General features: G+C 70.4%; 11 protein-coding genes. 6 read left to right on the plus strand and 5 right to left on the minus strand.

All coding sequences use genetic code 11. The annotated features are described in order from the left end of the window. Positions 1-113 precede the first annotated feature (113 nt). From pstS to pstB, 4 genes are all read left to right on the plus strand, one after another. Positions 114-1,244, plus strand: coding sequence for a phosphate ABC transporter substrate-binding protein PstS (pstS, locus tag ACGF5O_RS19515; protein ID WP_393811110.1), 1,131 nt, complete (start codon positions 114-116; stop codon positions 1,242-1,244). Between the two features lie 144 nt (positions 1,245-1,388). After that, complete coding sequence (gene pstC, locus ACGF5O_RS19520; RefSeq protein ID WP_393811111.1) at positions 1,389-2,399, plus strand: phosphate ABC transporter permease subunit PstC; 1,011 nt, start codon at positions 1,389-1,391, stop codon at positions 2,397-2,399. Beyond that, positions 2,396-3,442 carry a phosphate ABC transporter permease PstA gene (gene pstA, locus ACGF5O_RS19525; protein ID WP_393811112.1) on the plus strand — a complete coding sequence of 349 codons (1,047 nt, stop codon included), beginning with the start codon at positions 2,396-2,398 and terminating at the stop codon, positions 3,440-3,442. Before pstC ends, pstA begins: the two co-directional genes overlap by 4 nt. Before the next feature lie 38 nt (positions 3,443-3,480). Continuing rightward, positions 3,481-4,257 (plus strand): phosphate ABC transporter ATP-binding protein PstB, encoded by a 777-nt coding sequence (gene pstB / locus ACGF5O_RS19530; protein WP_393811113.1) that lies wholly within the window; start codon positions 3,481-3,483, stop codon positions 4,255-4,257. 366 nt (positions 4,258-4,623) lie between these two features. Here the strand turns inward: pstB and ACGF5O_RS19535 are convergent, their stop codons facing one another. Beyond that, positions 4,624-5,622 carry an anion permease gene (locus ACGF5O_RS19535; RefSeq protein WP_393811114.1) on the minus strand — a complete coding sequence of 333 codons (999 nt, stop codon included), beginning with the start codon at positions 5,620-5,622 and terminating at the stop codon, positions 4,624-4,626. Positions 5,623-5,629: 7 nt separating this feature from the next. Beyond that, positions 5,630-6,250: a DUF47 family protein gene (locus tag ACGF5O_RS19540; RefSeq protein ID WP_351703506.1), complete on the minus strand. Its 621-nt coding sequence runs from the start codon at positions 6,248-6,250 to the stop codon at positions 5,630-5,632. Positions 6,251-6,447: 197 nt separating this feature from the next. Between ACGF5O_RS19540 and ACGF5O_RS19545 the strand changes: the two genes are divergently transcribed. Then, entirely contained in the window at positions 6,448-6,786 is a 339-nt protein-coding gene (locus ACGF5O_RS19545; protein WP_352089325.1) for a metal-sensitive transcriptional regulator, read from the plus strand. A gap of 23 nt (positions 6,787-6,809) precedes the next feature. Here ACGF5O_RS19545 and ACGF5O_RS19550 read toward each other — a convergent pair whose 3' ends face one another. The 3 genes from ACGF5O_RS19550 to ACGF5O_RS19560 all read right to left on the minus strand — a co-directional run bounded on the left by ACGF5O_RS19550 (position 6,810) and on the right by ACGF5O_RS19560 (position 11,139). After that, entirely contained in the window at positions 6,810-6,977 is a 168-nt protein-coding gene (locus tag ACGF5O_RS19550) for a hypothetical protein (RefSeq protein ID WP_294008537.1), read from the minus strand. Positions 6,978-7,081: 104 nt separating this feature from the next. Continuing rightward, a complete protein-coding gene (locus tag ACGF5O_RS19555; protein WP_393811115.1) occupies positions 7,082-7,936 on the minus strand; it encodes a hypothetical protein in 855 nt (284 codons plus the stop codon). A 392-nt stretch (positions 7,937-8,328) separates the two neighbouring features. Continuing rightward, positions 8,329-11,139, minus strand: coding sequence for an AAA family ATPase (locus ACGF5O_RS19560; protein ID WP_393811116.1), 2,811 nt, complete (start codon positions 11,137-11,139; stop codon positions 8,329-8,331). A 249-nt stretch (positions 11,140-11,388) separates the two neighbouring features. On the opposite strand from ACGF5O_RS19560, the gene ACGF5O_RS19565 reads away from it, so the two are divergent. Continuing rightward, entirely contained in the window at positions 11,389-12,189 is an 801-nt protein-coding gene (locus ACGF5O_RS19565; RefSeq protein WP_393811117.1) for an alpha/beta fold hydrolase, read from the plus strand. Positions 12,190-12,226 lie beyond the last annotated feature (37 nt).

The raw sequence follows: 12,226 nt of genomic DNA on the forward strand, positions 1-12,226 counted from the left end.
TTTCGGCCTTACCGGGTGCGGTGAGCGGTCGTAAATGCCCAGTCAGGAGGCCCTCACCCAGCACTTACTTCGCACGCCGCCGAAGGTGGCGCCTCTGGAAGGAACTCCCGAAAGTGAAGCTTCAGCGCAAGAACCGGCTGCGCGCCCTGTCTCTCGGTGCTGTCGCTGTCTCCGGCGCCCTGGCCCTGACGGCGTGCGGCTCGGACGACAACGGTGGCGGCAGCGGTTCGAGCACCGCCTCGGCCTCTTCGAACGCCAGCTCCATCAAGTGTGACGACGCCAAGGGCCAGCTGCTCGCCGACGGCTCCTCCGCGCAGAAGAACGCGATCGACGCCTGGGTGAAGAACTTCTCCCAGGCCTGTGGTGTGCAGATCAACTACAAGGGCTCCGGCTCCGGCGCCGGTGTGACCGCCTTCACGCAGGGCCAGGTCGCCTTCGCCGGTTCCGACTCCGCGCTCAAGCCGGAAGAGGTCACCGCCTCCAAGAAGGTCTGCTCCGGCGGCCAGGGCATCGACCTCCCGATGGTCGGCGGCCCGATCGCCCTCGGTTACAACGTCCCGGGTGTCGACAACCTGGTGCTGGACGCTCCGACGATCGCGAAGATCTTCGACAGCAAGATCACCAAGTGGAACGACGCGGCGATCAAGAAGCTGAACCCGTCCGCCAAGCTCCCCGACCTGAAGATCCAGGCGTTCCACCGCTCGGACGAGTCGGGCACGACGGACAACTTCACCAAGTACCTGATCGCCGCCACCCCGTCCAACTGGAAGTACTCCGGCGGCAAGGCCTGGCAGGCCAAGGGCGGCCAGTCCGCTCCGCAGTCCGCGGGTGTGGCCCAGCAGGTCAAGCAGACCTCCGGCGCCATCGGTTACTTCGAGCTCTCCTACGTCTCGGACGGTGTCAAGGCCGTCTCGATCGACACGGGTGCCAGCGCGCCGGTCGCCCCGTCGACCGAGTCCGCCACCGCCGACATCGCGGCCGCCAAGGTCGTCGGCACCGGCAAGGACCTGGCGCTGCAGCTCGACTACAACACCAAGGCCGAGGGTGCGTACCCGATGACCCTGGTCACCTACGAGATCGTCTGCGACAAGGGCAACAAGGCCGACACCCTCCCGGCGACCAAGGCGTTCCTGCGCTACATCGCCTCCGAGGACGGCCAGAAGCTGCTCTCCACGATCGACTACGCCCCGGTCCCCGACGACATCATCACGAAGGTCCGCTCCACCATCGAGGGCCTGAGCTAAAGATCCGCGAGTGCGGCCGAGTTCCCGAGGGAACCCGGCCGCACCGTCCGGTGCACCGCCGCCCGGAGCCGTACGCCCCTACGTGTGGGACGTACGGCTCCTCCGAGCCGCCCCCCGAGGCGACTCCGCAGACCGGAGAACCCGATGGACATATCGACGCAAACAGCAGACGCATCTCCCCCGACGCCCCCACAGCACTCCGCGGCCCAGCAGAAGCGCAACGCACGCGGCGCCACCCGGGTCGGTGACCGAGTCTTCCTCGGTCTCTCCCGCGGTTCCGGCATCCTGCTGCTGGTGATCATGGCCGCGATCGCGGTCTTCCTCACCTACCGGGCAGCCCTCGCGATCAACCGCGACCACGGCAACTTCCTCACCACCTTCGAGTGGAACACCAACCTCATCCCGCCGACCTTCGGCATCGCGGTCCTCGCCTTCGGCACGATCGTCTCCTCGATCATCGCCATGGCCATCGCGGTCCCGATCGCCGTCGCGATCGCGCTCTTCATCACGCACTACGCGCCGCGCCGCCTGGCCGGCCCCGTCGCGTTCGTGATCGACCTGCTCGCCGCCGTGCCGTCCATCGTGTACGGCCTCTGGGGCGCGCTGATCCTCGTGCCGCACATGACCGGCCTGTTCAGCTGGCTGAACGACTACTTCGGCTGGACCGGGATCTTCTCCTGGGACGGCGGTGCCCCGCGCTCGATCCTGACCGTCTCGATCCTGCTCGCGATCATGATCCTGCCGATCATCACCAACGTGAGCCGCGAGGTCTTCCGTCAGGTCCCGCAGATGCACGAAGAGGCCGCCCTGGCCCTCGGCGCCACCCGCTGGGAGGTCGTCCGGATGTCGGTGCTGCCCTTCGGGCGCTCCGGCGTGATCTCCGCCTCGATGCTCGGCCTCGGCCGCGCGCTCGGCGAGACGATGGCCGTCGCCACCGTGCTCTCCCCGGACTTCGACATCCACGCCAGCCTGCTCAACCCGGGCGGTGGCACCTTCGCCCAGAACATCGCCAGCAAGTTCGGCGAGGCGACCTCGGACGGCCGTGACGCGCTCATCGCCTCCGGTCTGGTCCTCTTCGTCATCACCCTGCTGGTCAACGGCGCGGCCCGCATCATCATCCAGCGCCGCGCAGAGTACTCGGGGGCCAACGCATGAGCACCGCAGCAGCCAGCACCCTGCGTGGTGCCACCCTCCCCAAGTGGTCGCCCTACGCCATCGTCGCCGGAGCCATCGTGCTCGGCGTGGCCATCGGCCTGGTCGGCGGCCTGGACAGCAAGGTCCAGTGGGGTCTGATCGCCGGTCTCCTCTACGTCCTCGGCACCTACGGCATCGCCGCCCGCGTCGAGGGCCGCCGGCAGGCCAAGGACCGGGTCGCGACCTCCCTGGTCTGGGTCGCCTTCGTGATCGCCGTGGTTCCGCTGGTCTCCCTGATCTGGGTGACCGTCTCGCGCGGTGTGAAGGTCCTGGACCCCTACTTCCTCTCCCACTCCATGGGCGTCGTCGCCGACTCCCAGCCGGGCGGTGGCGCCTACGCCGCCATCATCGGCTCCCTGGAGCAGGTCGGCCTCGCCACCCTGATCGGTGCCCCGATCGGCATCCTCACCGCGGTCTACCTCGTCGAGTACGGGCGCGGCCGCCTCGCCAAGGCCGTCACCTTCTTCGTGGACGTGATGACCGGTATCCCGTCGATCGTCGCGGGTCTGTTCATCCTCAGCCTCATGCTGATCTTCGACATGCAGCCCTTCGGCTTCGCCGGATCGCTGGCCCTGGCCATCCTGATGATGCCGGTGGTCGTGCGCTCCACCGAGGAGATGCTCAAGCTCGTCCCGAACGAGCTGCGCGAGGCGTCCCTGGCGCTCGGCGTGCCCAAGTGGCGCACCATCCTGAAGGTGGTCCTGCCGACCTCCATCGGCGGTATCACGACCGGTGTCATGCTGGCCATCGCCCGTATCGCGGGCGAGACCGCCCCGGTGCTGCTGCTGGTGTTCGGCAACCCGTTCATCAACAACAACCCCTTCGAGGGTGCGCAGTCGTCGCTGCCGCTGTTCATCTACCAGCAGTACGCGAACAGCGCCGGCGCCAACGCGGCCTACGACCGTGCCTGGGCGGCCTCGCTCACGCTGATCGCCTTCGTGATGATCCTGAACCTGGTGGCCCGCGGCATCGCCCGCTGGAAGGCCCCCAAGACCGGTCGCTGACCGGCCGACAGCGACCGACTCCTGGAAGTGAAGAAGTAATGTCCAAGCGAATCGACGTAAGCGGGCTCACCGCCTACTACGGCTCCCACAAGGCCATCGAAGACATCTCGATGAACATCGAGCCGCGCACCGTCACGGCGTTCATCGGCCCCTCCGGCTGTGGCAAGTCGACCTTCCTGCGCACGCTGAACCGGATGCACGAGGTCACGCCCGGCGGCCGGGTCGAGGGCAAGGTCCTCCTCGACGACGAGAACCTCTACGGCACCAACATCGACCCGGTGGCCGTGCGCCGCGAGGTCGGCATGGTGTTCCAGCGCCCCAACCCGTTCCCCACGATGTCGATCTTCGACAACGTGGCCGCGGGTCTGCGCCTGAACGGCAACTTCAAGAAGAGCGAGCTCGGCGACGTCGTCGAGAAGTCGCTCAAGGGCGCGAACCTCTGGAACGAGGTCAAGGACCGCCTGAACAAGCCGGGCTCCGGTCTCTCCGGTGGCCAGCAGCAGCGTCTGTGCATCGCCCGCGCGATCGCGGTCGAGCCGAAGGTGCTGCTCATGGACGAGCCCTGCTCGGCGCTCGACCCGATCTCGACCCTCGCCATCGAGGACCTGATCGGCGAGCTGAAGGAGCGCTTCACGATCGTCATCGTGACGCACAACATGCAGCAGGCGGCGCGTGTCTCCGACCGTACGGCGTTCTTCAACCTGGCGGCCGTCGGCCAGCCCGGCAAGCTGATCGAGATCGACGACACGGAGCGCATCTTCTCCAACCCCTCGGTGCAGGCCACCGAGGACTACATCTCCGGCCGATTCGGCTGAGCCGGAACTGACCCCTCGCGGTGCTGCATGGCGGTGCCACCGCGAGGACGCAAAAGGGCCCGCCCCTGGCTCCCGGGGGCGGGCCCGCCTGCGTTCTCTTTGCCTTTTCGCCCACCCACCCACCCGCCCACCCGACTCGGTTCGTAGAGAGGGCGAGGTCGAGGGTGGGCGGGGACTGCCGTCCGGCGGCTGCGGGTCTGAGGGTGGGGAAGAGCCGCAGGGGGTGGGTGGCGCTGTCGTACCGCGGCTGCGGGCGGGTCGTGGCTGGTCGCGCAGTTCCCCGCGCCCCTGACGGGGCGCTGTCCCAGCCGGTGTTCGAAGGCCCGGCCCTCCCTGCCGACCGAGTCGGGTGGGTGGGCGGAGGGGCTACAGGAATGTCAGGTCGATGATGCCGAAGGCTGCTGCTGCTACCAGGGCCGCTGCCGGCATGGTGATGAACCAGCCGAGGACGATGTTCTTGGCGACGCCCCAGCGGACCGCGTTCACGCGCTTGGTCGCGCCGACGCCCATGATGGCCGAGGTGATGACGTGGGTCGTGGAGATCGGCGCCTTGAAGAGGAACGCCGTGGTGAACATGATCGACGCGCCGGTCGCCTCGGCGGCGAAGCCCTGCGGCGGGTCGAGTTCGATGATCTTGCGGCCGAGGGTGCGCATGATGCGCCAGCCGCCCGCGTAGGTGCCGAGGGAGAGCATCACGGCACAGACGATCTTGACCCAGACCGGGATCGGGTCGCCGTACGTCTCGTGGCCGGAGATCACCAGTGCCATGACGACGACGCCCATCGTCTTCTGGGCGTCCTGGAGGCCGTGGCCGAGGGCCATGCCGGCCGCGGAGACGGTCTGCGCTATCCGGAAGCCCCGCTTCGCCTTGTGCGGGTTGGAGCGGCGGAACAGCCACATGATGGCCGTCATGACCAGGTAGCCGAGGATCAGGCCGACGACGGGGGACAGGAACATCGGGATGATGACCTTGTCCACGACGCCGTTCCACAGGACCGTCGTGCCGCCGGCCAGCGCCGCGCCCACCAGGCCGCCGAAGAGCGCGTGGGAGGAGGACGAGGGCAGGCCGAAGTACCAGGTGACGAGGTTCCAGACGATCGCCCCGACCAGCGCGGCGAAGAGGATGCCCATGCCCGTGGAGCCCTTGGGCGTCTCGATCAGGCCCTCGCTGACCGTCTTGGCGACCCCGGAGCCCAGGAAGGCGCCCGCGAGGTTCATCACGGCCGCCATCGCCAGGGCCGCGCGCGGCGTCAGCGCCCGCGTGGAGACCGAGGTCGCGATGGCGTTCGCCGAGTCGTGGAAACCGTTCGTATATGTGAAGAAGAGCGCGACCAGGATGGTCAGGACGAGCGCGAAGGTGTCCATCGACGGCTCAGGACTCCTTGACGGCGATGGTCTCCACCGTGTTCGCCACGTGCTCGAACGCGTCCGCCGCCTCTTCCAGGACGTCCACGATCTGCTTGAGCTTCAGCACCTCGATCGCGTCGTACTTGCCGTTGAAGAGGTGGGCGAGAAGCTTGCGGTGGATCTGGTCCGCCTGGTTCTCCAGGCGGTTCACCTCGATCCAGTACTCGGTGAGGTTCTCCAGCGTGCGCAGGTGCGGCATCGCCTCGGCCGTCAGGTCGGCGGCCCGGGCCAGCACCTCGATCTGCTGTTCGACGCCCTTCGGCAGTTCCTCGATGTTGTAGAGGACGACCAGGTCGACGGCCTCCTCCATGAAGTCCATGATGTCGTCGAGGGAGGACGCGAGGGAGTAGATGTCCTCGCGGTCGAAGGGCGTGATGAACGAGGAGTTCAGCTGGTGGAAGATCGCGTGCGTGGCGTCGTCACCTGCGTGTTCCGCTGCCCGCATACGCTCTGCGATCTCGGCCCGGGCAGACGCGTCCGCCCCGAGCAGTTCCATCAGGAGTTTCGAGCCCGTGACGATGTTGTCCGCGGACGCGGCGAACATGTCGTAGAAGCTCGTCTCCCTGGGGGTCAGACGAAAGCGCACTTGGGGTCCTCGGTATGCATGGGTTTCGGTCAGGCTGATGCTAAGCGCATCATCCGGCCACGGCTAATGGGCCGCCCTCCAGTTTCGCCCATCGGGCTTGGTGATCATGAAGGGGGCGTCCCGAGGGCCCTATACCCAGCAAAGTTCGTTACCATATACCCACCAGGGGTATATGAATCGACGATGTGGAGGACGCGATGACGACCACCGAGGCCGGCGCCACGACGCCCTCCGGAAGCGGAGCGCCGGCGACCACGCACGGTTACCACAAGCAGAAGGACGAGCACCTCAAACGACTGCGCCGGATCGAGGGCCAGATCCGGGGCCTGCAGCGCATGGTCGACGAGGACACCTACTGCATCGACATACTCACCCAGGTCTCCGCTTCCACCAAAGCGCTCCAGTCGTTCGCCCTGCAACTGCTCGAGGAGCACCTGCGGCACTGCGTCGCCGACGCGGCCGTCAAGGGCGGGTCGGAGATCGACGCGAAGGTCGAGGAGGCCACCCAGGCCATCGCCCGCCTGTTGCGGACCTGAGCCCGCCCGGCCGCTGGCCTGAATCAGTAGGCCTCGCGCTCCTCGGCCACGCGCAGCACCTCGTCGATGCTCTCCAGGCTGAGCCGGTCCTCGGCGGCCGACGCCGCGATGATCAGCTCTCCGCACAGCTCGATCTCGGCGAGGGCCACGTGGTCCTGAACTGCCGTACCGCCGACCGGAGCCACGTGCATCACCTCTTCTCTGCCGTCACCGACTCTCTAGAGTAGGCAGCGGTCTACACAACGCGCATGGCACGGACGGGCTAGTTCACAGGTTGTACGGAGCCGTCGCCTGACTAGTGCGTCGGCTGGTTTTCGGCGATCCGGCCCGCGTAGATGTCCTCGGAGCGTGGCAGCTTCACGTCCACCGGAGTGCCGAAACCGTACAGCAGGGTCGTCGAGGCGACCGCCACCGTGCCCTTGCCGCTGTCGTTGACGAAGCTGAACCGCTGCCGGAGCTTCCGGATCCGCCCCTGGTCGTCCAGGTACACGTCGAACGGGACCTCAGGTGTGGCGAACCCTTTGGCCGCGGCGGCCAGTGCGGCCCGGACGCCGGCGGACGCCGAGCGGGCCGCGGTCGCGAGGTCGGCGGTGCCCCGGTAGTGCCGGACCTCGGTCCCGGCGAACTCGGTCTCTCCCACGTATGTCGCGGTGCGGGTGCCGCGCAGCAGCTCGGCCGCCGCGAACGGGTCGGTGGCGCCGCCGGTGACCAGGTTGCCGTCGGAGAGGCTCGCGGTCTCCACCCGGACCCATTTGTCGGCGGGCACCCCGGCGCCCCTGTTCTTCATGAACAGCGCGCCCGGGGCGAGGAGTTCGGTGATCGGGCGGTGCTCGGAGGTGCCGGCGGGGTCCTGCGGGAGGACGACCGTGAGCCTGCCGAGCTGCCGGTCGTAGTCGTAGACGCCCTTGCCGCGGATGGTGACCCGGGTGCCGCCGGTGGCCATCTCCATCGAGGTCGTGGCCCGGGAGGTGCGGGTGGCCCGCAGGGTGTCCGCCGTGCGCTTCAGGAGGGCGACCGGGTTGTCACCGGGGGAGCCGCCGGCGCCCTCGGCCGTGGCGCCGCCGCAGCCGGTGGCGCAGGCGCCGAGGCCGACCACGAGCCCTACGGTGACGGCCGTCTTCCCAGCGCGCCAGTGCTGCCGCCGATCCATTGCCTGCCTACCCCCAGCCGGTGTGTCCGTCACGGGTCCCGCGTCGTTCCGCTTAACGAGGGGTGGGAGGGGCCGTCACGCATACCAGTGCTTTACCGAGCGTCGGTAACGTTGTCGGCGTGGCGCAGGAGGACGGTTCCGAGCGGGCCTTGCAGGGACAGGAACACCACACGAGCATGATCGAGCAGGGGCGGTTCTGTTTCGCCCGGTGCACATGCGGCTGGCGCGGACCGGCGCGGCGGGCGAGAAGCCTCGCGCGGACGGACGGCGCGGGACACAGAACCGGGGTGTGAGGGGCGCCCTGAAGGGGCGCGGGGCTGTATCAATATGCGGCTCCGCCGCGTGGGCGCGACCAGCCACGACGGCGCTGCAGTCGGCGGACGGCGGAGCGGTCAGCTCTCCAAGGCACGCAGCGCTTCGCCGAGTTGGCGGCGGGACGTGATGCCGAGCTTGGCGTAGATGTGGGACAGGTGGTACTCGACCGTCTTCTGGCTGACGTAGAGCTCGGCCGCCGCCTCCTGGTTCGTCCGGCCGCCGGCCACGACGTACGCCACGGACAGTTCGCGTTCGGTGAGGGTGAGCAGCCGGCTGGGGGCCTGTTCGGGTGCGGTGAGCCCGCTGGCCGCGAGCTGCGCCTCGCAGCGCTGTACGAACGGGGTGGCCCGCAGCGCGCTGAGGCGGCCGTGCGCCGTGTTCAGCCACATCGCGGCCGTGCGCCGTGAGGCGGCCCTGGTGGCCAGCAGCAGTCTGCCGTAGTCCTGTTCCAGCAGGGCACGGTAGAGCGGGGACGCGTCGGCTGGGTCGGTCGCCGCGGCGACGGCGGCCACGGCCCGCTCGTACAGCTCCAGGGCGTCGTGCGGACGGCCTTGGGCCTCGGCGACGAGGCCGGCCAGCCGGGCGACCACCACCCGGAGGTAGCCGGTGCCGTCGAACGCCTGCCGCATGTCGTCCAGCGTGGCCGCGGCGGCCTCCGGCTGCCCGCAGCCGGTCAGGGCCTCGACGAGCAGCGACTGCTGCCAGAGCCCGAACGGCTTGTACCGGAGCCGGACCGCGCCGCCCGCGGGGTCCGGCGTGCCGTCGAGCAACGGCGCGAGCGCGCGCAGCATCGCCGGATGGTCGGCGCGGGCCTGCGCCACCGTGGCCCCGGCCAGCGACCAGTAGACGATCTCGGTCGACGCGCCGAGGTTCTTCGCGAGGCGTGCGAGGTTGTCCACGTGGTCCTCGGCCGCGTCCCACTCGCCCCGGCCGGCCAGCACGCAGACGGCCGAGAAGCGGGCCGCCGCGTCGCCGAGCAGCTGGTCGTGGGTGGCCGCCACCGCGAGCGCCCGGTCCGCGACCGACTCGCTCTCGTTCCAGTCGCCCGCGAGGTAGTGGACCACGGACAGCAGGGAGAGCGTCAGCGGGCCCATCTTGGCCCCGGCGCCCTGCCGGTCGCGTGCCGCCGCGGTCCGCAGATCGGCGCGCGCGGGGGCGAGTTCGCCGAGGAAGAGCCGCAGGACTCCCCGGGTGGCCAGGGTGTCGAGGCTGTGGTCGGGGACCGGCGAGCCGTCGTCCGGAAGGTGTGTGAGGTCCTGGAGCGCGGCGCGCGGGCCCCGGTGCCAGAGCCGTCCGGTGGCCAGCGCGGCCCGGGTGAAGTCCGTGGTGGCCGGGTCCAGGTCGCCGATCGCCAGGGTCCGGCGGGCGACCTCCACCGTCTGGGCGCCGCGGCCGTGCCACAGGGTGATGTTGGCGAGGAAGGTGCCCGCCAGCACGGCGACCCAGTCGGCCGCGGGCTGCGCCAGGGCGTCCTGCCAGGCCCGGTCCAGGTGGGCCTCGGCGGCGGCGAACCGGCCCGCCATCATGTCCATCACGCCCAGGACGCAGCTGCGCAGCGGACCCGGGGCGCACTCCTCGACCTGCGGCCGCAGCTTCGCGGACCAGCCGGGCAGCATGGTGAGCAGCGACTGCGCGCAGGCGGTCAGGAGCCGTCGCTCGTGCTCCTCGCGGCTCTCCGACAGCGCGGACGCCCACAGCAGCCGGGTGGCGGCCAGGGCGTTGCGCCCGTTCGCCGCCTCCCGCATGCCGGACTCCTCCAGCTCGTCGGCGAGCCCGGTGTCGGGTCCGCCGGCCGCGGCGACCCGGTGCGCCCAGCCGGCGGCCGTGCCGACGACGGCCGCCGCGCCGGCGTGCAGGGCCCGGCGCCGTTCGGGGGTGAGCGTCTCGTACACGGCGTCGCGGTGCAGGGCGTGCACCAGCGCGACGGGGCTCTCGTGTTCCATCGGCCACCACTGCGCGAGCCCCGACGCCAGGGCGGGGCCGAGGGCCCGGACCGGATCCGCGACCCCGGCCAGCCGTCCGGCCGTCGCCAGCGGCACCCGCGCGTCCAGCACCGCCAGCGCCGCGAGCAGGTCGCGCGCGCCCTTCGGGAGGCGGTTCATCTGGGCCCGGATCCCGACCCGGAGCGAGGGCGGCACCGGCCAGCGCTCCAGCACGCCGTCGTGGAGCGCGGCGGCGGGCACCTCGGCCAGCACCATCCGGACGTACAGCGGATGCCCCTGGGTGTGGGCGTACAGCCGCTCGATCAGGCCCGCCGCCAGCCGCCCCTCCACCAGCCCCTGGGCCAGCTGGGCCACCTCGCCGTCGCCGAGGCCGCGCAGCTCCAGCCTGACCGTCCGGTCCAGGGACCGCAGCAGCCGGTCCAGGGGCTCCGCCGCGGCCTCCGCGTCCGGACGGGTCGCCACCACGGTCAGCACCCGGTCCGCCCACAGGCGCCGCAGCACGAAGCCCAGGGCCTGGATCGACAGCCGGTCCGCCCACTGCAGGTCGTCCACCACCACGGCGACCGGCCGCCCGGACTCCTGGAGCGCCCCCAGCAGGAGCAGCAGCTGCCCGCCGACCGCGTGCGGGGTCGCGCCGGCCGGCGGCTCCCCGGCCAGCAGCGGGAACTGGGCGAGCAGTTCGCGGTCCACCCGCCGGGTCAGCTGGCCGATGACCCCGCCCGAGAAGCCCGTCTCCGAGGCGTCGGCGGTGGCCCACAGGACGGTGTGGTCCGACAGGGAGGCGGCGAAACGGCGCAGCAGGGCGCTCTTGCCGATCCCGGCCTCTCCCTCGACCACCGCGAGCCACGACTCCCCGGCCCGCACCCGGTCGGCGCACTCCGCCAACCGGGCCGACTCGCCGAGGCGGCCCACGAACAGCCCCTCCGAACCAGCGCGCTCCAACACGAGCCTCCAAGGGCCGGACCTGCCGCAACCCGCAGGATATCGCCGGGAGACGGCCGCCCGGGGCACAAAGATCGTCAAGTCACGGGCGAAAACGTGCGGTTCGGGGCCCGCGCGGGGGCGCGGGCCGCCCCGACCCCAGTGACCGGCGTTCCCCGGGACTGTGGGTCCACCCCGATTCGAACGCCACGGCCCGGATGGTGTCCTGAGCCGAGGCGAGTCCGCCCCCGTTCCCCGAGCGAAGAGGCAGCCATGACGACACCGAGGCCCGTCCTGTTCATCCACGGACTGTGGTTGCACGCCACCTCGTGGCACCCCTGGATCGAGCTGTTCGACCGAGAGGGGGGCTACACGGCGTCGGCCCCCGGCTGGCCGGGAGTCCCGGACACCGTCGAGGAGGCCCGCGCCCGTCCCGAGAGCATCGCCGACCACGGCATCGACGACGTCGTCGAGCACTACGCCGCGATCATCCGCCAACTGGACACGGCTCCCGTGCTGATCGGGCACTCCTTCGGCGGGATGATCGCGCAGAAGCTGCTCGGGCAGGACCTGGCCGCGGCGGCCGTGGCCATCGACGCCGCGCAGATCAAGGGCGTACTGCCGCTCCCGCTGTCGGCGCTGCGCGTCACCGCACCCGTGTTCTGGAACCCCGCGAACAAGCACCGCGCGGTGTCCCTCACCGCCGAGCAGTTCCGGTTCGCGTTCGGCAACACGCTCGCCGAGGAGGAGTCGGCGCGGCTGTACGAGCGCTGGACGATCCCGGCCCCGGGCAAACCGCTCTTCGAGGCGGCGGCGGCCAACTTCAACCCGCACTCACCGGCCAAGGTCGACACCGCCAACGCCGCGCGCGGGCCGCTGCTGCTGATCGCGGGCGGCAAGGACCACACGGTGCCCGAGACGGTCACCCGCGCCACGCTCAAGCAGTACCGGCACTCCGACGCGGTCACCGACATCACCGACTTCCCCGACCGGGGCCACTCGCTGACCATCGACAACGGCTGGCAGGAGGTCGCGAACACGGTCCTGACCTGGCTGCACCGGCAGTCCCTCTAGCGCCTCCCGGGTCCGCTGCCCGGTTCCTCCCCCTCCC

The organism is Streptomyces sp. NPDC048291 (assembly GCF_043201715.1).
Taxonomy (GTDB): domain Bacteria; phylum Actinomycetota; class Actinomycetes; order Streptomycetales; family Streptomycetaceae; genus Streptomyces.

What these genes read in the sequence shown, in the direction of transcription:
- pstC (WP_393811111.1), top strand. Translation starts at nt 1,389, where the DNA reads ATGGACATATCGACGCAAACAGCAGACGCATCTCCCCCGACGCCCCCA.
- pstA (WP_393811112.1), top strand. Translation starts at nt 2,396, where the DNA reads ATGAGCACCGCAGCAGCCAGCACCCTGCGTGGTGCCACCCTCCCCAAG.
- pstB (WP_393811113.1), top strand. Translation starts at nt 3,481, where the DNA reads ATGTCCAAGCGAATCGACGTAAGCGGGCTCACCGCCTACTACGGCTCC.
- ACGF5O_RS19535 (WP_393811114.1), bottom strand. Translation starts at nt 5,622, where the DNA reads ATGGACACCTTCGCGCTCGTCCTGACCATCCTGGTCGCGCTCTTCTTC.
- ACGF5O_RS19545 (WP_352089325.1), top strand. Translation starts at nt 6,448, where the DNA reads ATGACGACCACCGAGGCCGGCGCCACGACGCCCTCCGGAAGCGGAGCG.
- ACGF5O_RS19550 (WP_294008537.1), bottom strand. Translation starts at nt 6,977, where the DNA reads ATGCACGTGGCTCCGGTCGGCGGTACGGCAGTTCAGGACCACGTGGCC.
- ACGF5O_RS19555 (WP_393811115.1), bottom strand. Translation starts at nt 7,936, where the DNA reads ATGGATCGGCGGCAGCACTGGCGCGCTGGGAAGACGGCCGTCACCGTA.
- ACGF5O_RS19565 (WP_393811117.1), top strand. Translation starts at nt 11,389, where the DNA reads ATGACGACACCGAGGCCCGTCCTGTTCATCCACGGACTGTGGTTGCAC.